The 26983-nt window shown below is 65.5% G+C and carries 27 protein-coding genes; 13 read left to right on the forward strand and 14 right to left on the reverse strand.

Annotated features, from left to right (window positions below; genetic code table 11):
• Positions 1-34: 34 nt before the first annotated feature.
• Positions 35-2365, forward strand: a complete 2331-nt coding sequence (locus tag BH93_RS26565) for an HNH endonuclease signature motif containing protein (RefSeq protein WP_165712881.1) — start codon at positions 35-37, stop codon at positions 2363-2365.
• Here the strand turns inward: BH93_RS26565 and allB are convergent.
• The 7 genes from allB to BH93_RS26600 are packed head-to-tail and all read right to left on the reverse strand — an operon-like array spanning position 2362 to position 9818.
• Complete coding sequence (gene allB / locus BH93_RS26570; RefSeq protein ID WP_037172377.1) at positions 2362-3684, reverse strand: allantoinase AllB; 1323 nt, start codon at positions 3682-3684, stop codon at positions 2362-2364. The two genes, BH93_RS26565 and allB, sit on opposite strands and share 4 nt — an antisense overlap.
• Positions 3674-4717 (reverse strand): allantoicase, encoded by a 1044-nt coding sequence (gene alc, locus BH93_RS26575; protein WP_037172376.1) that lies wholly within the window; start codon positions 4715-4717, stop codon positions 3674-3676. Before alc ends, allB begins: the two co-directional genes overlap by 11 nt.
• Positions 4714-5871, reverse strand: coding sequence for a glycerate kinase (locus tag BH93_RS26580; RefSeq protein ID WP_037172374.1), 1158 nt, complete (start codon positions 5869-5871; stop codon positions 4714-4716). The genes alc and BH93_RS26580 overlap by 4 nt, the downstream gene beginning before the upstream one ends.
• A 2-nt stretch (positions 5872-5873) precedes the next feature.
• Positions 5874-7673, reverse strand: a complete 1800-nt coding sequence (gene gcl / locus BH93_RS26585; RefSeq protein WP_037172372.1) for a glyoxylate carboligase — start codon at positions 7671-7673, stop codon at positions 5874-5876.
• A 1-nt stretch (position 7674) separates the two neighbouring features.
• Complete coding sequence (locus tag BH93_RS26590; protein ID WP_037172366.1) at positions 7675-8571, reverse strand: 2-hydroxy-3-oxopropionate reductase; 897 nt, start codon at positions 8569-8571, stop codon at positions 7675-7677.
• A gap of 8 nt (positions 8572-8579) precedes the next feature.
• Positions 8580-9410, reverse strand: coding sequence for a hydroxypyruvate isomerase family protein (locus BH93_RS26595; protein ID WP_037172365.1), 831 nt, complete (start codon positions 9408-9410; stop codon positions 8580-8582).
• A gap of 12 nt (positions 9411-9422) precedes the next feature.
• A complete protein-coding gene (locus BH93_RS26600; protein ID WP_032385160.1) occupies positions 9423-9818 on the reverse strand; it encodes an allophanate hydrolase-related protein in 396 nt (131 codons plus the stop codon).
• A gap of 255 nt (positions 9819-10073) precedes the next feature.
• Between BH93_RS26600 and uraD the strand changes: the two genes are divergently transcribed.
• The 5 genes from uraD (at position 10074) to BH93_RS26625 (ending at position 14031) form a co-directional block, all read left to right on the forward strand.
• Positions 10074-10586 carry a 2-oxo-4-hydroxy-4-carboxy-5-ureidoimidazoline decarboxylase gene (gene uraD, locus BH93_RS26605; RefSeq protein ID WP_037172364.1) on the forward strand — a complete coding sequence of 171 codons (513 nt, stop codon included), beginning with the start codon at positions 10074-10076 and terminating at the stop codon, positions 10584-10586.
• The gene (gene uraH / locus BH93_RS26610; RefSeq protein ID WP_037172363.1) at positions 10579-10917 is read left to right on the forward strand and encodes a hydroxyisourate hydrolase; all 339 of its coding nucleotides are present in this window, start codon (positions 10579-10581) and stop codon (positions 10915-10917) included. The genes uraD and uraH overlap by 8 nt, the downstream gene beginning before the upstream one ends.
• A 5-nt stretch (positions 10918-10922) precedes the next feature.
• Positions 10923-11813, forward strand: coding sequence for a factor-independent urate hydroxylase (gene pucL, locus BH93_RS26615; protein ID WP_037172361.1), 891 nt, complete (start codon positions 10923-10925; stop codon positions 11811-11813).
• Between the two features lie 12 nt (positions 11814-11825).
• Positions 11826-13226 carry a nucleobase:cation symporter-2 family protein gene (locus tag BH93_RS26620; RefSeq protein WP_080738950.1) on the forward strand — a complete coding sequence of 467 codons (1401 nt, stop codon included), beginning with the start codon at positions 11826-11828 and terminating at the stop codon, positions 13224-13226.
• Between the two features lie 100 nt (positions 13227-13326).
• A complete protein-coding gene (locus BH93_RS26625; protein WP_230594679.1) occupies positions 13327-14031 on the forward strand; it encodes an IclR family transcriptional regulator in 705 nt (234 codons plus the stop codon).
• Here the strand turns inward: BH93_RS26625 and BH93_RS26630 are convergent.
• From BH93_RS26630 to BH93_RS26645, 4 genes are read right to left on the reverse strand one after another with little or no spacing between them, the layout of a single operon-like run.
• Entirely contained in the window at positions 14028-14852 is an 825-nt protein-coding gene (locus tag BH93_RS26630) for a spermidine synthase (RefSeq protein WP_037172359.1), read from the reverse strand. The genes BH93_RS26625 and BH93_RS26630 overlap by 4 nt on opposite strands.
• The gene (locus BH93_RS26635; protein ID WP_037172357.1) at positions 14845-15285 is read right to left on the reverse strand and encodes a cupin domain-containing protein; all 441 of its coding nucleotides are present in this window, start codon (positions 15283-15285) and stop codon (positions 14845-14847) included. Before BH93_RS26635 ends, BH93_RS26630 begins: the two co-directional genes overlap by 8 nt.
• Positions 15286-15295: 10 nt before the next feature.
• On the reverse strand, positions 15296-15961 hold the full coding sequence (locus tag BH93_RS26640) for an SDR family NAD(P)-dependent oxidoreductase (RefSeq protein ID WP_037172355.1): 666 nt from the start codon (positions 15959-15961) through the stop codon (positions 15296-15298).
• On the reverse strand, positions 15958-16659 hold the full coding sequence (locus BH93_RS26645) for a TetR/AcrR family transcriptional regulator (protein WP_037172354.1): 702 nt from the start codon (positions 16657-16659) through the stop codon (positions 15958-15960). The genes BH93_RS26640 and BH93_RS26645 overlap by 4 nt, the downstream gene beginning before the upstream one ends.
• A gap of 187 nt (positions 16660-16846) precedes the next feature.
• Between BH93_RS26645 and BH93_RS26650 the strand changes: the two genes are divergently transcribed.
• From BH93_RS26650 to atzF, 5 genes are read left to right on the forward strand one after another with little or no spacing between them, the layout of a single operon-like run.
• Positions 16847-18394 (forward strand): amino acid permease, encoded by a 1548-nt coding sequence (locus BH93_RS26650; RefSeq protein WP_037172352.1) that lies wholly within the window; start codon positions 16847-16849, stop codon positions 18392-18394.
• Positions 18395-18397: 3 nt separating this feature from the next.
• Positions 18398-19180 carry an urea amidolyase associated protein UAAP1 gene (locus BH93_RS26655; RefSeq protein ID WP_037172350.1) on the forward strand — a complete coding sequence of 261 codons (783 nt, stop codon included), beginning with the start codon at positions 18398-18400 and terminating at the stop codon, positions 19178-19180.
• The gene (locus BH93_RS26660) at positions 19162-19815 is read left to right on the forward strand and encodes an urea amidolyase associated protein UAAP2 (protein ID WP_037172348.1); all 654 of its coding nucleotides are present in this window, start codon (positions 19162-19164) and stop codon (positions 19813-19815) included. The genes BH93_RS26655 and BH93_RS26660 overlap by 19 nt, the downstream gene beginning before the upstream one ends.
• Positions 19812-21839 carry a 5-oxoprolinase/urea amidolyase family protein gene (locus tag BH93_RS26665; protein ID WP_037172345.1) on the forward strand — a complete coding sequence of 676 codons (2028 nt, stop codon included), beginning with the start codon at positions 19812-19814 and terminating at the stop codon, positions 21837-21839. Before BH93_RS26660 ends, BH93_RS26665 begins: the two co-directional genes overlap by 4 nt.
• Positions 21829-23589, forward strand: coding sequence for an allophanate hydrolase (gene atzF, locus BH93_RS26670; protein WP_242459076.1), 1761 nt, complete (start codon positions 21829-21831; stop codon positions 23587-23589). The genes BH93_RS26665 and atzF overlap by 11 nt, the downstream gene beginning before the upstream one ends.
• Here atzF and BH93_RS26675 read toward each other — a convergent pair.
• Both BH93_RS26675 and BH93_RS26680 read right to left on the reverse strand, forming a co-directional pair.
• Positions 23514-24155, reverse strand: coding sequence for a LysE family translocator (locus BH93_RS26675; RefSeq protein ID WP_037172548.1), 642 nt, complete (start codon positions 24153-24155; stop codon positions 23514-23516). The genes atzF and BH93_RS26675 overlap by 76 nt on opposite strands.
• A 61-nt stretch (positions 24156-24216) precedes the next feature.
• Positions 24217-25107, reverse strand: a complete 891-nt coding sequence (locus tag BH93_RS26680) for an SGNH/GDSL hydrolase family protein (protein ID WP_242459077.1) — start codon at positions 25105-25107, stop codon at positions 24217-24219.
• A gap of 253 nt (positions 25108-25360) precedes the next feature.
• Here BH93_RS26680 and BH93_RS26685 point away from each other — a divergent pair, with 253 nt between their 5' ends.
• Positions 25361-25519, forward strand: coding sequence for a hypothetical protein (locus tag BH93_RS26685; RefSeq protein WP_165712885.1), 159 nt, complete (start codon positions 25361-25363; stop codon positions 25517-25519).
• On the opposite strand, the gene BH93_RS26690 is transcribed toward BH93_RS26685, so the two are convergent.
• Positions 25516-25758, reverse strand: a complete 243-nt coding sequence (locus tag BH93_RS26690; protein ID WP_037172339.1) for a hypothetical protein — start codon at positions 25756-25758, stop codon at positions 25516-25518. The genes BH93_RS26685 and BH93_RS26690 overlap by 4 nt on opposite strands.
• Positions 25759-26000: 242 nt before the next feature.
• Here BH93_RS26690 and BH93_RS26695 point away from each other — a divergent pair, with 242 nt between their 5' ends.
• Entirely contained in the window at positions 26001-26978 is a 978-nt protein-coding gene (locus tag BH93_RS26695; protein WP_037172337.1) for an NAD(P)/FAD-dependent oxidoreductase, read from the forward strand.
• Positions 26979-26983: the final 5 nt, after the last annotated feature.

Below are 26983 nucleotides of genomic sequence, written 5' to 3' on the forward strand. Positions count from 1 at the left end.
GTTCTTGTTTCGGGTCACCGGGGGGTGAATGGGGATGGCAGTACCGACTGTGTCACTGGAGGCGTTGACCGCTGCCGCGCGTGTGGAAAATCGTCAGGCCGCCCGCAAGATCAACGCCTGCTACCGCGTGCACTGCGACTGGATCACCCTCGATTCCAAGCACAAGCACTACAGCCGGTACGGACGCACCGAGATGGCAGTGGCGTTGGGATGCTCCGCCACCGTTGCCGAATCGTACGTCTCCGTGGGCGTCGCCTTACACACCCGACTTCCATTGCTGCGGTCCGCATTCGAGGCCGGGGAAATCGACCTCCCCCGAGTGCGGACGGTGTGCCGGATCCTCGACAACCTATCCGACGAGATCGTGAACATGGTCGAGGACGAGATCGTCGAGGCCGCACGCAGGTCGTCACCGGGTCCCCTCGAGAAGGAGATCTGGGACATCCTGCTGCGGGTCGCGCCCGAGGAAGCGGCAGCACTACGGGAATTCGCGAAGAAGTTCCGCACCGTCACCTACAGCCCCGCCGGAGAACTCACCCGCATCCGAGCCGAGCTGACCGGCCCCGAGGCCGCCGCCGCATGGCAACTCCTCGAAGAAATGGCCGACACCCTCTGCCCGAAAGACCCCCGCGGCAAGAAAGAACGCCTGTGCGATGCGTTCATGGCCCGCATGCACGGCGAACCCCGCCTGGCATGCCTGTGCCGACGCGACGACTGCCCGAAAAAAGATGCAGCATTGCCCGATCGCCGGGTGCCGCTGACGATGATCACCGTCGACATCGCCACCCTCATCGGACTACTCGCCAACCCGGCATACCTGGCCGGTCATGGATCGATCGACCCCGATCTCGCGCGGGAGTTGGCGCGGAACAGTCAGTGGCAGATCCTGCTCACCGAAGCAGTCACCCTCGCCGAGAAACTGGGACTGGCGGTGCAGAACCCGGAAACCGGGGAATGGGAACGACGCTCGGACAGCGAGAAGACAGGGGCGGCAACAGGACCCGAGACGGAAACAGCGACGGAACCAGACGCCGACGCCGACGGAGATACAGACACTGACGCTGACGCAGACAGAGACGAAGGCGTGGACTGGGCTGCTGATGCCGATGCTGCAACGGCTGCTCACGGCGATGGTGGAATGGGGTCGGCCACCGATTCGGGCAGGGAGTCTGATTCCTCGACCGGACAGACTTCGGCCAGTACACCCACACCTGCACCTGCACCGGCGCCGGTGGACACCTCGACACCGGCACCAGCTGCACCGACAGATGCGGTCGACGAGACAGGCGAGGCCCGGGAAAACGGTGAGGCCGACGAGGCCGACGAGTCTGCACCCGTACCTGCAGCCGACCCGTCGGCAACTCCCGACCCAGATGCCGCCAATCATGTGCGGAAGCACGCAGCAACACGCGCAGGGTCACCGGTGACCGACCCGTCAGCGGAGGCAACGTCTCACGCCGACCTTGAGGCAGCTGCATCGCCTGAACCCGCGACAGCATCGCAATCACCTGGGCCACAGACATCGCCGGCACCTGATGTCGCACCGAGCTGTTCGGAATCACGCTCGTCCACAACACCATCCGGCCCCACAGAACCCGGCTCTGCAGCATCCGATCCGACGTCAGCCGACGACCCAGCGTCAGGAACAGGCGCGGCTGCCGCCGCCAGCGACGACCAACGCCAGCGTCGCGCGGGATCACTCACCTCCGCTGCGGCCCTGTTCTGCACCCACACACCCGTCGGCAGGGGCACACGGCACAGCTCTGCCCTCGATCTGTCCTCCGTAAACCGGCGCAACAACCGAACCATCCACACACCCGCCGGAATCTACCTCGGCAACGCATCGCTGGCCGCTGCTCTCGAAGCTGCGATCGCCGCCGACCCCACCCTCGGAAAATCCGTCGGACGCGACCCACTCACCGACCGAGCCCTGATCTACCGACCCGACACCCTCACCACCGCCGCCGTCCGCCTCCGCGACCGACACTGCCGCTTCCCCGACTGCCACCGCCCCGCCGACCGCTGCCAACTCGACCACGTGATCCCCTTCGATCACGCCAACCCCCTCGGCGGCGGCTGGACCACCGTCAACAACCTCCAATGCCTCTGCGAGTTCCACCACACAGTCAAAACCGCCGGCTACTGGAAAGCCGTCATGCTCCCCGGCGGGGCGATCCTGTGGACCTCCACCTCCAAGACCACCCGAATCACCCTGCCCGCCAACGGAACAGCCGTACCCATCATCGGCAACGACCTGAGGCCACACATACCCACAAAACCCAGACGATCCGGCATCATCGCCTACCCCGACCCACCCGACAACCAACAACCCGAGACAGACGACACGGCAGCACCGCCGTTCTAGGCGCGCGCCAGCAATCGCCCCGTCGACGATTCCGACCCTGAAATCCATGACCGCCGCACCACACCCGACAAGCCCAATCGATCGTAAGCGGTCACCGGGTTGCGGTGGTACAGCTGCGCGACGTCGACGGTGAACTTTTCGTCGGGCGCGAACACCACAAGGTCTGCAGCGCAGCCGACCTCAATGCGTCCGCGATCGGTCATGCCCACCTGATCGGCGGTGTTCGTGGCCATCCATCGCACGATGTCGGTCAGTGCACAGCCGCGGGATCGCGCCTCGGTCCACACCGCAGCCAGTGACACTTGCAACGACGCGATACCGCCCCAGGCGTCGCCGAAATCTCCGGTGTCGAATCGCTTCAAATCAGGCGTGCAGGGGGAGTGGTCGGTGACGATCGTGTCGATCGTGCCGTCGAGCAGACCCTGCCACAGCGCCTCTCGATTGCCGGCCTCGCGGATCGGCGGGCAGCACTTGAACTGCGTCGCTCCCGCCGGCACGTCCTCGGCGTCGAAACACAGGTAATGCGGACATGTTTCGACGGTTACCCGCACGCCGTCACGCTTTGCCGCCGCAATCATCGGCAGCGCGTCCGCGCTCGACAGATGCAGAATGTGCACCCGGCACCCTGTCTGACGGGACAGCTCGATCACCTGCTCGATGGCCCGGTTCTCTGCCGCCCGCGGACGCGATTCCAGGAACCCCGAGTACTCACGGCCCGCCGCGGACGGGGCCTCGGCGATGACCTCGGCATTCTCCGCGTGCACGATCATCAAACCGTCGAACGACGCGATCTCGATGAGCGCCTTCTCCAGTTCCGCAATCGTCAGCGGCGGAAACTCGTCCACGCCCGACGCCAGCAGGAAGCACTTGAATCCGAAGACTCCTGCGTCGTGCAACGGTCGCAGCTGATCGACATTGCCGGGAACTGCACCGCCCCAGAATCCGACGTTCACGACCGACTTCTCGGCCGCCACCCGGCGCTTGATCTCCAACGCTGCGACATCGACCGTCGGGGGAATGCTGTTGAGCGGCATATCGACGATGGTCGTGATGCCACCGGCCGCAGCCGCCCGGGTAGCGCTGGCAAACCCCTCCCACTCGGTGCGCCCCGGCTCGTTGACGTGCACGTGCGTATCGACCAGCCCGGGCAGCAACACCTCGTCCGGCCCGAGCTCGACCACCGTCCCAGCAGCCGCCGAAGCATCCACATCATAGGAATCGATGGCGACGATTCGGCCGTCCCGCACCGAGATCGACGCCGCGACCTCTCGTCCGCCGATCACGGCACGAGCAGCGCGAAGAACCAGATCAGACTGCACTGGAGACACTCTGAAGCTCGGACGACTTCCATGCGATGTCAGCCGCGTCGAGGGCATCGGCGTCGAGCTCGCCGAACAGCCGCAACCGAGACAAACCGCCGTCGGGGTACACGTCGAGTCGTAGGTGTGTATACGCCTCCGTCTCGTTCAGCAGGAAGCGGTGACGCGTGTCCGGCTGCACCGCGGTGCGTTCGAGGATCTCGGTCCACGCCGTCGGGTCCGTGATGTGTCGGCGACGAGAATCGATGGCGCTGAGCCGAACCCACCCCGGAGCGTTTCCGACGTAGTAGCTCGTGTCGACCTCGACGTGCCGAGGTGCGCCGGGTGCCGCGAGTGCGAAGACCGCGTAGTCGTTGCCGCCGTTGCGACGACGGGAGTTCTCCCAGCCCTCGCCCATGTTCCGTGCCCGCCCGGGCAGGATGATGTTGGCAGGGGACGAATAGAAGGCATCCGAGCATTCGGTGAGCCGCGCACCGTTCTCGGCCGCGAGCAGGTCGATGGTGCCCCCGAGGAAGCGAGGGTCCTGCACTACCTCACCGTGCACGCGGAACCGAGCCACGCCGCCGTCCGGGTAGATGGACAGGCGTACGTGCGTCCACCGGTGCCGATCCGCCACCTCATAGGTATTCGCTGTATCACCCACTGCCGCAGACTTGTCCACGATGGTGTGCCAGTCCGCCTTCAGCACATCGTCGATGGACGGGTAGCCCTCGATCGACGCCGCTTCGATGGACACGAACGGCGGGTAGTTGCCGGTGAAGTGTGCGGTGTCGACCACCACGCCGTGCACGATGCCCGGTGCGCCGAGACGTACAATCGCCCAGTCGTGCCCACCCTCGTCACGACGACGTCGAGTCTCCCACCCGTCGTACACCTTTCCCTTGTGGCCGAAGTCCGCCGGATCGAACAGCGGAGCGTCGGGCTTGATCAGGTTCTCGCGCTGCGCGAACAGTTCGTCGTTCGCGGCCGAGACGCTGCCGCCGAGAGCCCGAGACGCGAGATCGGTCAACGAGGTGAAGTGCGTGGTGCTCATGAGATTCCTTCCGAAACAGGGCAGAGAGTGGTGGCAATCGTGCGGCCGACGTCGCGGAGCAGAGTTGCAGCGTCGCGCATGGAGATTCGAGGGTCCGGCTCGAGATCGGACAATGCATAGGAGGCAACGATCCCGTGAGTGCGCAATCGATCCAGGCCGATGACGCTGCGCCCCGCAACGGTGATCACTGGAACACCCGCTTCGCGCGCTGCGTGCGCGACTCCGATGGGTGCCTTGCCGTAGAGGCTCTGCTCGTCGAGTGAGCCCTCGCCGGTGACGACCAGATCTGCGCCGGCCAGGGCACCGGCGAAGTCGATCAGCTCGAGCACGGTCTCGATACCCGGCTTGGCAACCGCACCGAGTACAGCAATGGCTCCGAACGCCGTGCCGCCAGCCGCACCGGTACCGGCGAGACCGCTGACATCCCGTCCGATTACGTTGCGCACCAAATGCGCCCACTGCCGCATTCCGTGTTCGAGGTACAGCAGATCCTGCGGTCCGGCACCCTTCTGCGGCCCGTAGACCGCTGCTGCTCCGGTCCGGCCGAGCAACGGGTTGTCGACATCGCACGCCAACTCGAACAATGCATTTCGAGCCGACGGCAACAGACCGGAGACATCCAGCTGCACCGCGCCCCGTAGCGCACCGCCACCGCGCGCGACATCGCTGCCGTCGGCATCGAGGACGCGTGCCCCCAGGGCCGTCAACATTCCCGCACCGCCGTCGGTGGATGCGCTGCCCCCGAGCCCGACGACGATACGCCGCGCACCTGAAACATACCCGGCGCCGGCCTCGAGTGCATGCGCGATGACAGTGCCCAGCCCGAACGTACTGGCTCCCAACGCATCCGACCGCGCGCCCGGCAGAAGCTCGAGCCCGACCGCCGAGGCGAGTTCGACGACGGCAGTATCACCACGACGGGCATACGACGTATCGACCGCCTCACCGGTCGGCCCCGAGCACGTGACGGCCACCCGGTCCCACCCGGCGGTGACGGCAGCATCGACGGTGCCGTCACCCCCATCGGCGACGGGTAAGCACACCGTCTCGAGCGACGGGTCTACCGCGACCAGACCTTCGGCCAACGCGCGCGCGACCTCGGCCGCGGACAGCGAGCCCTTGAACTTGTCGGGGGCCAGCAGAATTCGCGTCATCTCTAGTCCAGCAGGAGCAGCGCGGTGGGCGCGTCCGCCGACGTGTTGGCCAGTTCCTCGAACTCGCCGACGTTGTCGATCTCGGTACCCATCGAGATGTTGGTGACCCGCTCCAGGATGATCTCCACCACGACGGGGACCTTGTGCTCGTTGGCGAGAGTCCTGGCCCGCACGAGCGCCTCACCGATGAGCTCGGGCTCGGTGACCCGGAGCGCTTTGCAGCCCAATCCTTCTGCCACCTGCACATGGTCGACGCCATAGCCCTTGGGGATACCGGGCTGAGTGTCCAAGGTGTCCTGGTGGTTGATGTTGTCGAATCCCAACTGCACGCAGAAGTCCATGTCGAAGGCGCGCTGCGCCTGCCGGATCAGCCCGAGGTACGAGTTGTTCACCACCACATGCACATACGGCAGGTTGAACTGCGCACCGACGGCCAGCTCCTCGATCATGAACTGGAAGTCGTAATCGCCGGACAGGGCAACGACATTCGCAGTCGGATCGGCAGCCACCGCACCCAGCGCCGCGGGGATCGTCCAGCCGAGCGGACCGGCCTGCCCGCAGTTGATCCAGTTGCGAGGGGAGTAGACGTGCAGGAACTGACCGCCCGCGATCTGCGAGAGCCCGATGGTGCTGATGTAGCGGGTATCGCGATCGAAGACCTTGTTCATCTCCTCGTACACGCGCTGAGGCTTGATCGGCACGTTGTCGAAGTGAGTGCGCCGATGCATCGTGCGCTTGCGCGTCGCGCAGTCGTCGACCCAACCGGACAGATCGCGCAGAGAGCCTGCGGCACGACGCTCTTCGGCGACGGCGACGAACTGCTCAAGGGCCGCCTTGGCGTCGGAGATGATGCCGTAATCGGGTGCGAAGACTCGTCCGATCTGGGTCGGCTCGATGTCGACGTGGACGAACTTCCGTCCCTTGCGGTACGTCTCGAGTCCGCCGGTATGCCGGTTGGCCCAACGGTTTCCGATGCCGAGCACGAAGTCCGAGGCCAGCAGCGTTGCGTTGCCGTACCGGTGCGCGGTCTGCAGACCGACCATGCCTGCGGCGAGGCGGTGATCGTCCGGGATGGTGCCCCAGCCCATCAGCGTCGGGATGACCGGAACGTCGAGGATCTCGGCGAGCTGCACGAGGAGGTCCGACGCATCGGCGTTGATGATGCCGCCGCCTGCCACGATCAACGGGCGCTCGGCAGCCAGAAGCATGTCGATGGCCTTCTCAGCCTGAGCACGCGAGGCGACGGGCTTGTGCACGGGCAGCGACTGGTACGTCTCGGGATCGAAGTCGATCTCGGCCAGCTGCACGTCGATGGGCAGATCGATCAGCACCGGACCGGGGCGACCGGACCGCATCAGATGGAACGCCTGCGCAAATGCACCGGGAACCTGGGCCGGCTCGAGCACCGTCATCGCCATCTTGGTGACGGGTGCCGCGATCGACGCGATGTCGACGGCCTGGAAGTCCTCCTTGTGCAGCCGCGAAACCGGAGCCTGGCCGGTGATCGCAAGGATCGGAATCGAGTCGGCCATGGCCGAATACAGCCCGGTGATCATGTCGGTACCGGCCGGACCGGAGGTACCGATACAGATACCGATGTTGCCCGGTGCGGCGCGGGTGAAGCCCTCCGCCATGTGCGAGGCACCTTCGACGTGGCGAGCCAGCACGTGCCGGATGCCACCGTGATTGCGCATCGACGCGTAGAACGGGTTGATCGCAGCGCCGGGCAGGCCGAATGCAGTTGTTGCACCTTCGAGTTCGAGAATCTTCACTGCGGCATCGGCCGCGCGCATCCTGGCCATGTCAGTTGTCCTTGCCTGTGATCGAGGAGCCCGAGAGTCGAGCGACACCGCGGTACAGCGCCGAATGATCCAGTCCACCATCACCGTTGGCGCGGGCCGAGCCCATCAGCTGTGCCAGCACCGCGCCCATCGGAATCACGACGCCCGCTTCACGCGCAGCCGAGGTGACGATGCCGAGGTCCTTGTGGTGCAGGTCGATGCGGAAGCCAGGCTCGAACGAGCGGTCCAGCATCTTCTGCGCCTTCTGGTTCAGCACGGCCGAACCGGCGAGGCCGCCGCCGAGAACTTCCACCGACGCAGCCAGATCGACGCCGTAGGCCTCGAGGAACGCAATGGCCTCCGCAAGCACCTGAATGTTGCCGGCCACGATCAACTGGTTGGCCGCCTTGACCGTCTGCCCGGATCCGCTCGGACCCACGTGCACAACGGTCTTACCGACGACGTCGAGAATCGGCTTGGCCGTGGCGAAGTCGTCCGCGCTGCCACCGACCATGATCGACAGAGTCGCGTTCTCGGCTCCGGCCTGTCCACCGGAGACCGGGGCGTCGAGGATACGGAACCCGCGCGAGGACGCGTCGGCTGCCAAGGTGGCGGTGACGTCGGGACGGATGCTGGAGAAGTCGATGATCAGCGCGTCGCGTCGGGCATTGTCGAACACCCCGCCTTCCCCGGCGAGAACGTCCTGGACATCCGGAGAGTCGGGGACCATGATCGCGACGATGTCGGCATAGTGGACGGCCTTGGCGATCGAGTCGGCAGCAGTGCCGCCGGCCTCGACGAGGGGGCCGGTGCGATCGGGCGTCAGGTTGTAGCCGACCACCTGGTGGCCTGCCTTGGCGAGATGAACGGACATGGGACTGCCCATGATCCCGAGGCCGATGAATGCAATTGTGCTCATATCAATCCCTACTTGGTAGTGGTGACGCGGGCCGAGTCGAGCCAGGCGAATGCGTCATGTTGGGTGGCTTTGTATTCGAGTCCGACGTAGCCGTCGTAACCCCGTGCTGCCAGACCGGTGAGCTGTCCGCCGAGATCGAGGCTGCCGGTTCCCGGCTCACCGCGGCCCGGGGAGTCGGCGATCTGCACGTGCCCGATCAGGTCGTGGTGGGCCTCGAGTGCGGCGGGAACGTCGTCTCCGTTGACGGCGAGGTGGTAGAGGTCGGCGAGCAGGCGCAGGTTGTGTACGTCCTGCTCGCGGGCAACGCGCTTGATGGTTGCGACGGCACCGGCAGCGGACTTCAACGGGTAGGCGGGCGCGCCGCTGACGGGTTCCACCAGCACGACGCCGCCGATCTTCGCTGCAGCTCTGCCAGCGGCGGCCAGGTTCTCGATGGCTACCTCGTCCTGATCCAGCGGATCCACACCGCCGATACGGTTGCCGTACAGGGCATTGAAGGCGCGAGTGCCCAGCTGCTCACCGATTCCGACGGTGACGTCGATGTTGTCGCGGAACGCCTGCACCTGCGCCGGATCGGAAAGGATCCCACGATCACCTGCGGGCATGTCTCCCGCCGCGAAGTTCAGTCCGGTCAGCTGTACGCCCGCATCCCGGACGGACGAGACGAATGCGTCGACGTCGGCATCGGACGGGACCGGGTTCGAGAACGGCCACCAGAATTCTACGGCGTCGAACCCGGCGTCGCGCGCACGCTGCGGGCGATCGAGCAGGGGCACATCGGTGAAGAGAATGGAACAGTTGACGGTGTACTGGAGTCGAGAATCAGCAAAGAGGTTCATGCGCAGTGCCTTTCAGTTCTGAGGTTGCGGCAGTCCGCGGTATCGACGCCAGCTGCCGGCATAGGTGATGTCGGTCAGCTCGTCCGGTTGCGCGTCGAGCACCCCGGGGCGGAGGCCGACGCCGAGGACGGAACGCCCGTCCTCGAGGGCAACCACGGTGAGCTCGAGCTCCGGCGGTTCGTCCGGGAGGAACGCCGTACGGATGTCGTCGAGCGGAATGTCGTACAGCTCGCCTTCGATGGCCGCACCGGCGGTGTGATCGAGCAGCAACGCCGGAAATTCGTCCCGTACCGAGAAGAACCGGTAGTTGGGGGTGGTGCGCACCGTGCCCACGAACGGGTGCGAGGAGACGTTGTGGTGCAGGCTGCCGCCGCGCATGGCACCGCCGTTGCAGAAGAGCTCCGTCATGTAGTCGTTCCTTTCGGAGTCGAGCGGACCATTTGAAAGTCCGTAATGCGGAATCCTAATTCCGTTTGTTCGACCGAGTGTGGCGTGCGCCACGTGGTCCTGTCAAGACCCGGCGTGGGTCTGTGCATCCAATGCCTCGCTGCCGCAACGCGAAAGCGCTCTCTCGCGGCGGGCCACACATCGACCCTTGACACCGGTTGTGATCGGTGTCACGCTCGTTTGGTGGAATCAACATTTCGTAATGCGGAATCACAAGTGCGCGGTCCCGACGCGACGACCGAACTGAACGAGGTCCCCGAGGCCGAAGCTGCTCGAATACTGTCCCTCTGCCTGGACGTTCCCCGTTGGGTGAACGAGGTTCTACGGCACCGACCGTTCGCCGACGAGCGGTCCCTTCGCCGCGCCATCACCCACGCCGCATCGCCACTGACGGCCGACGAAGTACACCGAGCACTCGCGGTTCATCCCCGCATCGGCGAACGGCCCGAGGGCGACGACGCCAGCGCACGCCATGCGAGCACCGAGCAAGCCGGCGTGGACGTCTCGGACGAGAGCATCGAACAACGCCTGCGAGCGGGGAACCTGGCCTACGAGAAGCGCTTCGGGCAGGTGTTCCTGATCAGGGCAGCCGGCCGCGACGCACATGACGTGCTGAAGGCCCTGGACAGCCGACTCTGCAACGACCCGCAGACCGAAGCGGACGTAGTCGAGCACGAACTGCGTGAGATCGCGGCGGTGCGCGCGACAGGAAGCCTGGGCAATGCCTGACCACCGCAGCCACGTGACCGCTCACGTACTCGATGCCGCCAAAGGCGTTCCAGCGCAGGGGATATCGATCTGCCTGACCGACGCTACCGGTGCCCAGGCAGCCCACGCCGTCACCGACGAACAGGGCCGAGTCTCCTCACTCGGGCCGAGTGAACTGACACCCGGAACCTATCGCCTCACCTTCGACACCGGTGCGTACTTCGCGGCGCAGAACACCGAATGCTTCCACCCCGAAGTTGTCGTCACCTTCGAAATAACCGCACCCGACCAGCACTACCACATCCCACTTCTGTTGAGCCCGTTCGCTTTCACCACCTATCGAGGGAGCTAGAAACCATGACCATCGTGCTCGGAGCAAACCAGTACGGCAAGGCCGAATGCAGACTCGTCCGCGTCGACCGCGAGACGCCCCGCCACCGGATCACCGACGTCAGCGTCACGTCTCAGCTACGCGGCGACCTCGACGCCGTCCACACCGAGGGCGACAACGCACACGTCGTCGCCACCGACACCCAGAAGAACACCGTGTACGCCTTCGCCCGCGACGGCATCGGTGCCATCGAGAACTTCGCACTGCGTCTCGGCGCGCACTTCACCGGCAACTTCGACTGGATCACCGGTGGACGCTGGGAGATCGAGCAGTACCAGTGGTCGCGTATCGCGAACGGGGAAGACGGATACGACCATTCCTTCGTCAAGGCGAGCGACGAGAAGCGGAACACGATCGTCACGGTCGACGGCGACGACATCTCCATCGTCTCCGGAGTCAGCGATCTTGTGGTCCTCAACTCCACGGCGTCGGAGTTCTGGGGTTACCCGAAAGACCGCTACACCACGTTGAAGGAAACCACCGACCGAATTCTGGCCACGTCGGTCAGTGCCCGTTGGCGGTACCTCACCACCGAGCTCGACTTCGACAAGACCTTCGACGACGTCCGTTCCATCATGCTCGACGCCTTCGCCTCCACTCACTCTCTTGCGTTGCAGCAGAGCCTGTTCCAGATGGGCAAGCAGGTTCTCGAAGCACACCCGGAGATCGGCGAGATCAAGTTCTCGATGCCCAACATCCACCATTTCCTCGTCGACCTCGAGCCGTTCGGACTCGACAACCCCGGTGAGGTCTTCTACGTCGCGGATCGCCCCTACGGTCTGATCGAGGCCACGGTGGAACGCGACGATGCCCCGGACGCAGGCCGCGCCTGGGATACCGTGCCCGGATTCTGCTAGGAGCGACACGACATGAAGCTGACGAAACGCACGCCGACCAAGACTCATGCGCCGCACGATCCCGCCCGTCCCGAGGACGAGCGGTTGTCGATCGGCAGGTCGTACGTCTACGGATTGCAGCACATCCTGACGATGTACGGCGGTGTCATCGCACCACCCCTGATCGTCGGCGGCGCAGCGGGATTGACCGGCACCGAGATAGCACTGCTGGTCTCGGCCGCGTTGTTCGTCAGCGGAGCGGCCACGTTGCTGCAGACACTCGGAGTGCCCTACTTCGGTGCGAAGTTACCTCTGGTACAGGGAATTTCGTTCGCGTCGGTGTCGACGATGGTGGCCATCGCGAGCGGACCGGGTGGACTGAACTCGGTGTTCGGAGCCATCATCGCCGCCGGTGCCATCGGCATCCTCATCACCCCGTTCTTCAGCAAGATCGTTCGCTTCTTCCCACCGGTGGTGACCGGCACGATCATCACCGTCATCGGCATCTCACTACTGCCCGTTGCGGTTCGGTGGGCCATGGGCGGTGATCAGCAGGCCACCGATTGGGGCTCGATGTCCAACATCGGGCTCGCAGCATTCAGCCTCGTGGTGGTTCTGCTCGTCAGCCGACTCGTGCAGGGCACGCTCTCGCGCCTGTCGATTCTCATCGGCATCATCGTCGGCACGGTGTTTGCGGTCCTGGTCGGCAAGGCCGATTTCTCCGGTGTGAGTGACGGTGCCATCTTCAGCTTCCCCGAGCCGTTCGCGTTCGGAGCGCCGACATTTCAGGTGGCAGCCATCATGTCGATGGTGGTCGTCATCCTGGTGATCATGACCGAGACCACCGCCGACATCCTGGCCGTCGGTGAAATCGTCGGCACCGACGTCGATGCCCGACGCGTCGGCGACGGCCTGCGAGCAGACATGGTCGCCACCACCATCGCTCCCGTGTTCGGCACCTTCCCGGCCAGTGCGTTCGCCCAGAACGTCGGACTCGTGGCCGTCACCGGGATCAAGAGTCGCTACGTCGTCGCAGCCGGCGGCTCGGTGCTGCTGTTCCTCGGTCTCTTCCCCGTCCTCGGGCTCGTCGTGGCGTCGGTGCCGCTGCCGGTCCTCGGCGGTGCAGGCATCGTGTTGTTCGGCTCGGTGGCGGCCAGCGGCATCCGGACACTGTCCAAGGTCGAGTTCGACGGCAACCTCAACCTCGTCATCGTGGCGGTGGCCATCGGATTCGGTGTCATTCCCATCGCCGTACCGGGCTTCTACGCCGCGTTCCCCGACTGGGTGCACGTGGTGCTCGACTCGGGTATCAGCGCGGCGAGCATCGTGGCCGTGGTCCTGAACATCCTCTTCAACGTCGTCACCCGTGGCCAGAAGCCCTCACCCTCGGTGGTGACCGCTGCACCGCCGGTGGCGACGCGGCATCACCAGTAGAGTCCTTCGGGACGGGTACGACTACGACGGTGCGAGGTGGACTGTGGCGGCAGGTGGCGGTGTGCAGTCCGTGGAGCGCGCGTTCGAGCTGCTCGACATCATGGCCGCCTCCGGCGGATCAATCGGGATCAGCGAACTGGCCGAGGCGACCGATCTGCCGATGCCGACGGTGCACCGACTGATCGGAACCCTCGTCTCCCTCGGCTACGTCAGGCGCTTACCGTCACGCCGATATGCATTGGGCACCAAGCTCATTCGCCTGGGCGACAGCGCCTCCAAGCTCATCGGCGGATGGGCCAAGCCGTACCTGGCAGAGCTGGTCCGGATAACCCACGAAACGTCCAACATGGCGTTTCTCGAAGACGACATGGCGGTGTACGTCGCGCAGGTGCCGTCCGAGCACGCGATGCGGATGTTCAACGAGGTCGGTCAGCGCGTGTTGCCGCATTCCACCGGCGTCGGCAAGGCATTGCTGTCGCAGTTGGACGACGACGCCGTCCGCGCGATCGTCGGCCGCCTCGGCATGACTCCCCGCACCGTCAATACGATCACCACCCTCGACGCGTTGCTCGAGGATCTCGCGCTCATCCGCGAACGCGGCTACGCGATCGACGACGGCGAGCAGGAGGTGGGGGTGCGCTGCTTCGCCGTCCCGGTACTCGGCGCTCCGACGCTCACGGCTATGTCCATCGCGGGGCCCTCGGCTCGGGTCACCCTCGAATCGGCCGAACAGTTCGTACCCCTGCTGATCTCGGCGGCCGAGCGACTGGCGAAGGATCTCGCGAGCAACAACCCAGCTCCCTAATCCTTCAGTACTCGCGCGTCGCGAGCGAAGGACTGCACTTCCTCGGTCAACCACACGTGGGCCGGAACAGCCCCGCCGAGTAGTTCGCGAGCCAACGACGGGGAATCCCCGATCGGGACGTCACTACCGGCGATGATGATATTGCCGTAGCGCCTGCCCTTGAGCATCGCCGGATCCGCGACAATTGCCGTGTGCGGAAAGATACTTCCGATGGTCGACGCCTCCTGCTTGGCGAGCGACAGGTCTCGGCGGTCACCGCAGTTGACGACGTACATGCCGCCGGGTGCGAGGACGCGTCGGACATGGGTGGTGAATTCGGCGGTGAGCAGCGGGGCCGGAGTTGTGGCTCCGGCGAACACATCTCGCACGATCAGGTCGCGACTGTTCTCGTTCAGCGTTTCCGTGACCGCCCGAGCCTCACCGACGCGGATACGGAGCAACGGTGCCCGCGGTAGGTCGAACCATTCGCGAACCAGCTCCGAGAGCTTCCCGTCGAGCTCCACGACCACCTGACGCGCACCGGGAAACTCGGCGGTGAACGAGCGTGCCAGCGTGCAGGCCCCACCCCCGAGATGCAGCGCGCGTAGCGGGAAGGTCGAATCCCATTGCGCACGTACCAGTCCGGAGATCCACCGCATGTACTCGAACTCGAGCACGGTGGGGTCGTTCATGTCGATGTGCGAACTGGGAACGTCGTTGACGTTGACTACCCACCCGTCGGCAGAGAACGTGTCCCGCACCAATTCGCAGGTGCCCGAATCGATCTCGAACACACCGGGTTGCAGAGATCCGGCCGACGCCGTTGCCCGCTTCCTACCCATGGGAGTCCTCGAGCCGGAAGTCCTCGAAATCGAATCCGGGGGTGACGATGCAGCTGACCAAGCTCGGCTCCTCGCCCACCGGCCGGGCTCGCTGCCAGACCAACGGTGGCACGATCTGCTGCGGAGATTCGGGCGCAACCAGCAGCGAGGTCACGTCACCCGGTTTGTCCCCCGCACCGCCGAGATCCAGCTGCACTGGACTGCCTCGGTGGTAGAGCCACATCTCCGTGCCGCGAACGGTGTGCCAGGCCGACTGCTGACCGGGCATCAGCAGGAACAGGACTGCCGTTCCGGCCGCACGCGGGCCGGGATAACCGTCGGGCAGAGATGTCTGTGGAATCGTGACCTCGCTGCGCCAGGTCTCCTTGAACCAACCACCCTCCGGGTGGGGTGCAAGGTCCAGGCTCTGAGCCCAGTCGGGCAGCGATGTCATGCCGGCAAGCCTAGTCAGCCGAGATCTGAACCCGGAACCTGTTCCGTTCGGTGTGCAGGCTCCACAGCTGCTCGGCGAGAGCCTCGGGGCTCTTCTTCGGATCCTTGCCATCGATGGCACCACCGATGATCAACTGCGACACCTGGATTCCCTCCTCGGCCAACTCCTCGTTGAGCAGCTGCGCGTACGCGGCCTGTCCCGCGAACGCGATGGACGTGCCGGTGACCGTACGACCGGGCTTCACGGCAGAGCCGCCGTTGACGAACAGGATCGTGCCTTTGTTCTTGCCGAGGAATCGCATTCCCGGTAGCACCTGATGGACGGCGGCGATGGGTCCGTAGATGGAGAACTCGACTGGGCCGACCATGTCTGCCGGGGTGGTCTCGAGGACGGGCCGCATGAAGTCCTTCTGCGGAAGCGGGCTGTATTGCAGCACCTCGATGGGGCCGAGTGTTTCGGTGACCTGCTCCAAGGCTGCGGCGATCGAGGCCGGGTCGCGCACGTCGGCGGCGAAGCCCTTCGCGGATACACCGTCGGCCACCAGCTGATCAGCGAGCGCGTCGACACGAGACTGATTGCGGGAGATGAGGCCGACCGAGAAGCCCTCCGCGCCGAACTTGCGCGCCACTGCTGCTCCGAGACCTGCACCTGCTCCGACTATTGCTATCGATGTCATGTCGAATGCAAGGACCGACGATCCTCGACTATTCCGACAACCTCCTCGAGCAGGGCCTCCGCACTCCGGTGCAACGCGGCGACATCCCCTGTCCAGCCGAGCACACGCAGGGCGGCCTCGGCGATCCCCGCGGCATCGGCCGTCGGGTCTCGGCGTCCGTTCTCGCGATCGGCACGCGCGTTCACCACGGTCTCCACCAGGCGAAACGGCAGGTCTTCCGTGCCCGGCCGACGCTCGGAGTCGAGTTGAACCAGGGTGTCCGACGCGATGGCCGCATACAGACTCATCAGCGTGTACCGATGGTCGCGGAAGGTCTCGAAGCGCTCGCTGCGCAGCTCGGGCAGGAGGTAGAGCGCACCCAGATTCCATGTCGATGCGGCGAGCTGCCCGGCGTCGAAGTAGGCGAGCGCGTACATCTGGGTCGAGGCCTCGGCCCCGGAATCACGGATTCGCTGCGCAACGGCCAACGGCGCGTCGACGGTACCGCTGAGAAGTGCGTCGAGGATGTCGTCCTTGGTAGCGAAGTGGTGATAGAGCGAGGCCTGACGCAATCCGACGGCCTCGGCAATGACACGAGTCGAGGTGTTGGTGAAGCCGCGAGTGGTGAACAGCTCGGCCGATGCGTCGAGTATCTCCTCGCGAGCGGTGTCGCCGGGCCGCTTCTTCGTGCTCAATCTCGGTCTGCCTGCGCCGGTCATGGCCCTATCTTGTCAGGTCATCGTGTCGGTGAGATTTCTGTCATCTGATCGAAATAGACGAAACGAGCTTGTTGCACGACGGTCACCGCCCGGGAACGGCGGCGCCGAAAACTATCAACTGACAGAAACCCGCCTCGGCGATGCAGCGGGCGGTCACTCACCACCCACCTCGCCCGTAGGAGAGAACATGAGCTCGACAACTTTGCCGGCCCCGGGCTCGGGTTCGGAACCGACGTCCACCACCGATCACTCGGATCTCGCGGCCCTGGGCTACGACCAGCAGCTGCACCGCAGTCTCGGCAAGTACGCGTCGTTCGCCGCCGGTTTCTCGTTCGTCTCGATCCTCACCACCATCTTCCAACTCTTCGGCCTCGGCTTCAGCTTCGGCGGCCCCGCCTTCTTTCTCACCTGGCCACTGGTGTTCCTCGGCCAGTTCATGGTGGCCCTCAACTTCGCCGAACTCGCCGCGCGCTATCCCATCTCGGGTGCCATCTACCACTGGTCGCGGCGCATGGGCGGTGAACTGGTCGGGTGGTTCGCCGGCTGGTTCATGATCATCGCGCAGATCGTCACCGCTTCCGCCGCCGCCATCGCACTGCAGGTCGTACTCCCCAGCGTCTGGGGCGGATTCCAGTTCATCGGTGAGGACACCGCGCTCACCTCGTCGAGCGGAGCTGCGAATGCCGTTGTGCTCGGATCGATTCTGCTGGTACTCACCACCACCATCAACTGCATCGGCGTGAACTGGATGTCGCGCATCAACAGCATCGGCGTCACCTGCGAGATCGTCGGCGTCATCGCGCTGGTGCTGGTGTTCTTCACCCACGCCGAGCGCGGACCGCAGGTTGTCTTCGATACCGGAAGTGCCGGAGCCGATCCCGGTTACATCGGGGCCTGGATCATCTCGGGCCTGATGGCCGCCTACGTGATGGTCGGCTTCGGCTCGGCAGGCGAGCTCGCCGAGGAAACCCGCAATCCCCGACGCGTCGCACCGCGCACCATCCGCCTCGCCCTCTCGGCATCGGCTCTCGGCGGTGGCCTGATGATCGTCGGTGCACTGATGGCCGCACCGAGCCTCACCGACGGTCAGCTTGCGACACAGGGACTTCCGTACGTCATCGACTCGATCCTCACGTCCCCGTGGGGCAAGGTGCTGCTGATCGACGTCGCCATCGCCGTGTTCATCTGCACCCTCGCCATCCAGACCGCGGCCTCGCGGCTGATGTTCTCCATGGCCCGTGACGGTCGACTTCCCGCGTCCGCCGCCTTGGCAAAGGTCAACTCGCGCACCGGCACTCCCATCGCACCCTCTGTGCTCATCGGTCTGGCCTGCGTTGCGATCCTCGCTGTCAACGTCGGCAACTCCGCGATCTTCACCACCCTCTCGAGCGTGTGCATCGTGCTGATCTACCTCGCCTACATGATGGTCACCGTCCCCCTGCTGATCCAGCGACTCAAGGGATGGCCGCACGGCGGGATCATGCACGACGCCGACGGCGAGAAGCTCTTCACCCTCGGCCGCCTCGGCCTGCCGGTCAACATCGCCGCAGTGCTCTACGGCGGCCTGATGGTGATCAACCTGTCGTGGCCGCGGGCCGAGATCTTCGACCCCACCGGCGAATTCCCCTTGCTGCGGTGGGCCGCACCACTGACCGTCCTCGCCGTGATCGTCGTAGGCGTCGCCTGCCTGCCCCACGGCAAAGCCCACCCCAAGCCCGTCACGATCGGAGCCTGAACCATGAGCACGGCAACAACGTATTCCGCCAAGGAACACGCACGATCCCAGGCGACCGTCGCGCCTGCACCCACTGCACCGGAGGGTATCTCGGACCTCACCTGGGCCGAATCGGTGCCGGGCGGCAGCTACACCACCAAGGTCCTCGCCCGCGGAACCCGCCTGCGTCTCGTCGACGTCGACGGTGCTGCCTGTGCCAACATCCTGCTCTATCGCGTCGACGCACCGTGGGAACGGCTCAACACCGCCGACACCGTCAAGGTTCCGTGGCAGGCATACCTGAGTGCAGGTCACCCCCTGCTCTCGGACCAGGGCCGAGTGCTGGCGACCATCGTCGACGACACCTCCGGCCACCACGATGCGCTGTGCGGCACGACGTCCTCGGCGACCAACACCGCCAAATACGGAGTGAGCGGACCACATTCGTCGGCCCCAGCAGGGCGTGAACTGTTCACCCTCGCCGCAGCCAAGCACGGACTCGAACCGCGGGACGTGGCACCGTCTCTGTCGTTCTTCCACGGCGTCACCGTCGCCGCGGACGGCGGCCTCGTCAGCACGGGCTCGGCCGGCCCGGGCCGCTCGGTGGATCTGCTCATCCATCTGCCGGTGATCGTGTTGCTCGCCAACACCGCTCACCCACTCGACCCCAGCCCCGAGTACCCCACAACGACACTCGACGTACTGGCCTGGAAGGCACCCGAAGAGCTGCTCTCGCTCGACAACACCGAACCGGAATACCAGCGTGCAGTGCAGAACACCGAGAACGCATGGAAGGCAGCGCAGTGAGTATCAGCACCCTCGAGACCACCATCATCCGAGACGAGATCGCCCCAGCATTCGGTCCCTGGTCCGCCATCGTCGAGGCAGGGGACGTCCTCACCATCGTCGACCTGTACGGCAATCAGGCCGTCGACACTCTGCTGTACAGCGCACACGACCACTCGCTCCGCTACTCCGCCGCCGCGACGGTCACCGCGCAACAGAACTTGTTCCTCACCACCGGAACCGTTCTGCGCAGCGATGATTCGACACCGCTGATGACGATCATCGAGGACGAGGTCGGCAACCACGACACCGTGGGCGGTGCCTGCTCCAAGGAATCCAATACTCTCCGCTACGGCCACCACACCCAGCACCAGCACGCCTGCGTCGAGAACTTCCTCATCGAAGGTTCCAAGTGGGGTCTCGGCAAGCGAGACCTGGCCCCCAACATCAACTTCTTCATGAACGTCCCCGTCGACGCCGACGGCACCCTCGGCATCGTCGACGGCTTGTCGGCCCCCGGCAAGAGGCTCTCACTGCGTGCCGAGATCGACACCCTCGTGTTGGTCTCGAACTGCCCGCAGATCAACAACCCCTGCAACGGATTCGACCCCACCGCGGTGCAGATGATCGTGACGCGAGAGTCGGCAGGGGCATGAACGCGGTGAATTCGACAGCGGCCAAGATGACCGTCCATCGGCCCGGAATGCTCACCACGGTGCAGGACTGGCCGGGACGCGTCGGCTACTGGAAGGTGGGCGTGCCGCCGTCGGGACCGATGGACGATCTGTCGTTCCGGCTCGGCAACACCGCGCTCGGCAACCCCGAGGGTGCACCGGGGCTCGAATCCACCATGGCCGGGCCGGCATTGACGTTCGACGCCGATACCTACGTCTGCGTCACCGGAGCCGCGGTACCGGTGCGCATCGACGGAAAATCGGTACCGCAGTGGCGACCCGTGCTGGTCCCCGCCGGAGCGAAGCTGGACGTGGGCACCACCACCGGCCACGGGCTGCGGATGTACGTACTGATCCAGGGTGGCCTGGACGTCGAGGATTACCTCGGCAGCGCAGCAACATTCACTCTCGGCAAGTTCGGCGGACATCGCGGTGGCATCCTGAGCGAGGGCGACATCATCGGACTGGCCGGCCGCTCCGACAACTCTGCCGTCCTCGGACCCATCCCGATGGAACACCTGCCGGTGCTGACGTCCGCCTGGGACATCGCCGTCACCGAGGGCCCGCACGGAGCGCCCGAGTTCTTCACCCGCGACGACATCGACACCCTCTACGCCACCCGCTACGAGGTGCACTTCAACTCCGATCGCACCGGAGTCCGGCTGATCGGCCCCAAGCCGCAGTGGGCTCGCGCCGACGGCGGCGAGGCCGGACTGCACCCGTCCAACATTCACGACAACGCCTACAGCGTCGGTGCATTGGACTTCACCGGTGACACCCCGATCCTGCTCGGCCCCGACGGTCCCAGTCTCGGCGGATTCGTCTGTCCCGTCACCGTTGTCGCGGCCGAACGCTGGAAGCTCGGCCAACTTCGTCCCGGAGACACCATCCGATTCGTTCCGGTCCGGGCTGCGGCCACCGCGCCGTTGGGATCGCTCGGCCTCGCCCGGCGCGCATCACTGCCCGCAGTCTTCTCCGCAGGCGGTGACGGCGACGACGGTGTCATCGCTCGACGAGACGCCGATACGTGCGTCACCTACCGCCGATCGGGCGACGACAACGTGCTCGTCGAGTACGGCGACATGAAGCTCGACCTCACCCTGCGAGCGCGGGTGCACGCGCTGCACCAGCGGATCGAGGGCATCGCACCCCGAGGCCTGCTGGACCTGACCCCGGGAATCCGCTCACTGCAGGTCAAGGTGAATCCCGATGTGCTGTCGATCGATTCGCTGATGGGACTGCTCGCCGAGGTCGAGGACGATCTACCCGCAGCCTCGGAACTCGTGGTGCCCAGCCGCCAGGTCAGGCTGCCGCTCTCATGGGACGACCCGTCGACCAGGGAAGCGATCCAGCGATACATGCACGGTGTGCGCGCCGATGCCCCGTGGTGTCCCTGGAACATCGAGTTCATCAGGCGTATGAACGGACTCGATTCCGTGGCAGACGTTTTCGACACCGTGTTCGCCGCCGACTACATGGTGCTCGGACTCGGTGACGTGTATTTGGGCGCTCCGGTGGCGACGCCACTCGATCCACGACACCGCCTGGTGACGACGAAGTACAACCCCGCACGCACGTGGACGCCGGAGAACGCCGTCGGTATCGGCGGAGCGTACCTGTGCATCTACGGCATGGAGGGCCCCGGCGGCTACCAGTTCGTCGGCCGAACCACGCAGGTGTGGAACCACAGTGCCGCGTACAGCGGCGGGCCGTTCGAGGAAGGAACTCCGTGGCTGTTGCGGTTCTTCGACCGAATCTCCTGGTACTCGGTGGAGCCCGAGGAGCTGATGGACCTGCGCGCCGATCTGGCGGCCGGCCGCGGGGGTGGAGTGGAGATCACCGACGGTGAATTCTCACTCGCCGAGCATCAGAACTTCCTCGAGACCAACGCCGAGTCCATCGCCGAGTTCCGCGCGTCGCAAGCCGTGGCCTTCGGAGCCGAACGAGATGCGTGGTCGGCAGCAGGCGAATTCGACACGACGAAAGGCAGAACCGATGCGGCCTGAGGTAAGAGAGCGAGTTCTGCTTGCGTACAAGCGTATTGCCGAGGTGGACCGCCCCGAGGTGTGGATCACCTTGCGCGACGAGAACGACGTGCTGGCCGAGGCCACGGCTCTCGAACGTGCCTTGGAGGCAGGCGCAGATCTGCCACTCGCCGGCGTACTGGTTGCAGTCAAGGACAACATCGACGTGGCAGGCCTGCCCACCACCGCGGCCTGTCCCGAATTCGCCTATACGCCGGCAGAATCCGCCACTGCCATCGAGCGACTGACGAGCCAGGGCGCACTGGTGCTCGGCAAGACAAACCTGGATCAGTTCGCCACCGGACTGGTTGGCACCCGCAGCCCCTACGGTGCGGTGCGCTGTGCCTGGGATCCGGTACTGATCTCGGGAGGATCGAGTTCGGGCTCAGCCGTCGCGGTGGCGCTGGGCATCGTGGACATCGGAATCGGCACCGACACAGCCGGTTCGGGACGGGTCCCCGCCGCGTTCCACGGCTTGGTGGGAATCAAGGCCTCGCTTGGAATCGTGCCGAACACCGGCGTGGTACCCGCGTGCGCCGACTACGACTGTGTCACCGTGCTGGCCCACGATCTCGACAGTGCCACGGCGGCAATGAAAGTGATGACCGGGCCTACCGCGACCGATCCACGCAGCCGGGCCTGGCCCACCGACGTTCGACTGGCCGCATCGCCGAAGCCCCGCGTTGCCGTCCCGCGAGGTGAAGATCTGACGTCGTTGAGCCCGGCGTACCGTCGGGCATTCGAGGAGACGGTCGCAGGCCTGGCCGAGAAGGGCTTCACCCACGTCGAAGTCGACATCTCGGGGCTGCTCGACGCGGCGACGCTACTCTACGACGGAGCCATTGTGGCGCAGCGGTATTCGGCCGTCGGGAAGTTCCTCGACACCGCGCCCGGCGGGGCCGATCCCACCGTGGCCGCGATCGTCGGATCGGCGGCGGAGCCGTCCGCCCACCGGTACGTGGACGATCTCGCCGCTCTCGCCGAAGCCGAGACTGCGGCCCGCGCACTGCTGAACGGGTTCGACGGTCTACTGCTGCCCACGACCACCGAACACCCGACCATCGCTGCGGTGCAGTCGGATCCGATCGGCATCAATCGTCGCCTCGGTACGTTCACCAACTTCTGCAATCTGCTCGACATGGCAGCGGTGGCAGTTCCCGGTGAACCGACGCCGGACGGCAGTCCGTTCGGAGTCATGTTCGTCGTCCCCGCGTTCGAGGATCAGATCGCGATCGACCTCGCCGCACAGCTGAGCGGCGTCCCGTCACCGTCGTTGATAGACGACGGCATCGAGGTGTTGGCGGTCGGAGCGCATCTGCGCGGTTTTCCTGTGCACCACCAGTTGACCGACAGGGGTGCGCGCTTCAGCGGCGAGGTGACCACATCTGCGGACTATCGACTCGTGGATCTGCACACCACCCCGCCCAAGCCCGGTCTGGTGCGGCGGGAAGGGGACGGCGCACCCATTGCCGGAGAGCTGTACCGAATGTCCGCGGCCGCGCTCGGCACCTTCCTCGCCGGGTTGCCCGCGCCGATGGGCCTCGCGCCAGTCGAGTTGTCGGACGGACGCTGGGTCACCGGGTTCTGCTGTGCTCATGACGCAGCCGAGAAAGGAACCGACATCACCGAATTCGGCGGGTGGCGCGCATACATGACTCAAGCCGGGACCGGTTTGCCCCCGTCGGTCGCCACGCGCACAGCGAGCAGTCCGAGCACCGTGCCCATGAGGTAGCGCTGAATCTTCAGCCAGGTCGGCCGGACGCCGAGGAATCGGGCGATCGACCCGGCCAGCACCACGATCGCCAGGTTGACCGCCACCGCTACCACGATCTGCACGCCGCCGAGCGTGAATCCCTGCAGCAGAAGGTGACCGGCCGCGGGATCGACGAACTGCGGAATGACCGAGATGTACATGATCGCGATCTTCGGGTTCAGCAGGTTGGTCACCAGACCCATGGTGAACAGCCGCTGGGTCGAATCCTGTTGCAGCTCGGTCGGTTCGAATGCCGACACGGTGCCCCGCAGCGCCTGCACCGCCAACCAGGCAAGGTAGGCGGCACCCGCGAGCTTGACCGCGGTGTACAACGCGGGCACGGCCGTGAACACCGCTGCCAGGCCGAGATTGGTGGCCGTCAGATAGACGAGGAAGCCGACAGCCACACCTGCGAGCGACACCATTCCCGCCCGCCTGCCTTGCGAGATGCTTCGCGAGACGAGGTAGATCATGTTGGGCCCCGGCGTCAGAACCAACGCCAGAGCCACCGCGAACACCCCGATCACAGCGGAATACGAGACCATGGTGTCGAGCATGGGCGACCGAGGCCGACCGCTCCATGGCCAGTTGCCATGTCGTGGTTACCTACCCGGCGCGCACGGCCTCCGCCACCGCGTCACCTATCGCCGCCATTCCGGCCGCCGTGGGATGCAGAGGCGCAGCGGGATTCTGCGGCACCACTCCCTCGAAGTATCGCTGATCGGGAGCCACACAGACGTCGTGGCCGACGCTCAGCGCCTCGGTGTCGACGAACTCGGCACCGTGCTCGTCGGCTTGCGTCTTCAGGGCCTCGTTCATCGCGGTGATGCTGCTTTGGATGTAGTCGGCGTCCTCGGGCAGCATCGGTTGGGTGGGGAAGCATCCGCCATCCGGCAGATACGTCCCGTAGCCGACGACCAGGATCCGCGCGTCGGGCGCGCGCTCGGCCACCGCGTCGAGCATGGCTCCCCAGTTCGGTGCCTTCTCCGCGACGGCTGCGGCGACGGTGTCGACGCCGCCCGCAGTGAGCCGGTCCTTGCAGACATTGGTCGCCGACGACGCCGTGAAGGTCAGGCAGCCCACGGCCGTCGACACCAGTCCGATGTCGTTTCCGCCGATCGTGATGGTCACCAGATCGGTGTCTGCAGACAGAGCATCGAGCTGCACCGGCACCTCACCGCTGGACGTCCCCTGCGGAGTGGAGACGATGTTCTCGGTGATCGCACCCGAGCACGTGACGTCGACGAACGAGGCGACAGCGAGTTCTTCCGCGAGAACGTGCGGGTAGTTGGAATCGGATTGCTGGCATCCCGGCACGCCGACCTGGTCGGGAATGCGCGGGCCCGACGCGGCCGAATCCCCGAGGGCCACGTAGTCGAGGGAGGCGTAGTCGAGGGAGGCGGAAGCGCTCGCCGTCGGCGCGGGAGATTCCGTCGTGCATGCCGTGATCGCACAGGCGGCCGCAGCAACACCGGCGAGGATTCCCTGGATTCTCACAGCCTCGACGCTACCGCTGCCGGTAGCCTCGACCGGGTTGTCCGCACGAAACATCTACACAACGAAGGCAGGAACATTTCATGATCACCAATTTCATCAACGCGATCCTCGGCGGCTTCGGCTCCATCTCCGCAGGCAGCAGCGGCTTCGAGCTGGCACCGGGCACTCTGCCCTTCGGCCTGTAGAGAGCGGCCGATCGAGCACCCGTACGGTGCCGACGGTTCGTTCGGCACCGTACGGGTACCCCGAGGTCATGACTACGCAGAACAAAGACAACACCTCGGCCCCCGACGCGGAAGAGGACGTTCAGTCCGACCCCGCAGCTTCCGCCACAGACAACGATTGGTCGAGCGAAGGCGGCGCAATCGAAACCGGCCCCGCGACCTCCGACGAGCGCACCGACAGCAACTAGCCGGTCAGCCGCCGGGGAGCGGCCCGCAACGTGCGGACGTCCCCGTCGGCGACGATGTGCTCCACCGTTTCGCCTCGGGCACGCATCGACCCGTCGACGGTGAAATTCACCCGTGCGTCGCCCAGCCAATCCACACCGACGACGATTCCGACGGTTCCCTTGGGGATACCGCTGCGCCACCGCACGCGTCCCAGATTTCGGACCGCGACAACGGTCTCGCCGATCTCGAAATGCCCCATACGCCCCCCCCCGGCTCGATTCTTACCGACCAGTAGACCTCGAGCGAACTGCCTGTTCAAGCGGTGCATCCGCGCTTACCGGCAGTAGCGGCAGTGCGGTGGATGGCCATTCCGGGTCGAAACCAGTCCATTCCCCGGTTAGGCCGACCCAATCACGCCTAGCGGTATTTTCCTCTTGAATATGTTGCTGGATCGGCAATTATTCTTGCCAATGCATTGCAGTCGGCCGCAGACTTCCGGGCATGACATCAGACACTGTTCACCACACCCTGGTCGACGCGATCATCGTCGGCGGCGGCGTTGCCGGTCTCAGCGCTGCCGTGGCCCTCGGCCGGTCCCGACGCTCGGTCGTGGTCGTCGACGCCGGCGACCCCCGCAATGCACCTGCAGCACATTCGCACAACTACCTCACCCGTGACGGCGAGTCGCCGCTCGAACTGGTCAGGCTCGGCCGCGACGAGGCACGTCGCTACGGGGTCCACATCATCGAGGGCACCGCCCGGTCGGCAATCCGCACCGAATCCGGGTTCGAGGTCACACTTGCCGACGGCTCCGTCGTGCGTGGCCGCCGCCTGTTGGTCACCACCGGCCTCACCGATGTTCTCCCGAACATTCCAGGCCTTGCCGAGCGGTGGGGCCGCGATGTACTGCACTGCCCGTACTGTCACGGCTGGGAAGTCCGCGACCACAGAATCGGAATCATCGGTAGCCCACTCGTCGGACATCAGGCGCAGATGTGGCGTCAGCTCACCGAACACGTCACGGTGTTCGCACACCTGGCACCGGAACTCACCGACGAGGATCAGGGCCGTCTGGCCGCCCGCGGCATCGAGGTGGTGGACGAGGAGATCGCTCGGGTGGACGTCGCCGACGACGCGATCGTGGGCGTCACGCTGGCGGACGGGCGGCAGGTCCGACTCGACGCGTTGGTCGTGGGACCCAACTTCACCTCTCGCGCCGACATCCTGGTCTCGCTCGGAATCGGCACCACCGAGATGGTGATGAACGACCACGTTCTCGGCACCTACATCGAGGCCGACCCCGTCGGTGCCACCTCTGTGCCCGGTGTCTGGGTGGCGGGTAACGTCGCCGCGCCGATGGACACGGTGGTCGCTGCCTCGGCTGCCGGAGTGCGAGCCGGTGCTGCGATCAACGGTGACCTGATCGAAGAGGACGTCCGCATCGCAGTCCAGCGGAGCACGTCCGCGGTGGCGACCTGACAGCT

This window comes from Rhodococcoides fascians A25f (genome assembly GCF_000760935.2).
In the GTDB taxonomy this organism is placed as follows: Bacteria; Actinomycetota; Actinomycetes; order Mycobacteriales; family Mycobacteriaceae; genus Rhodococcoides.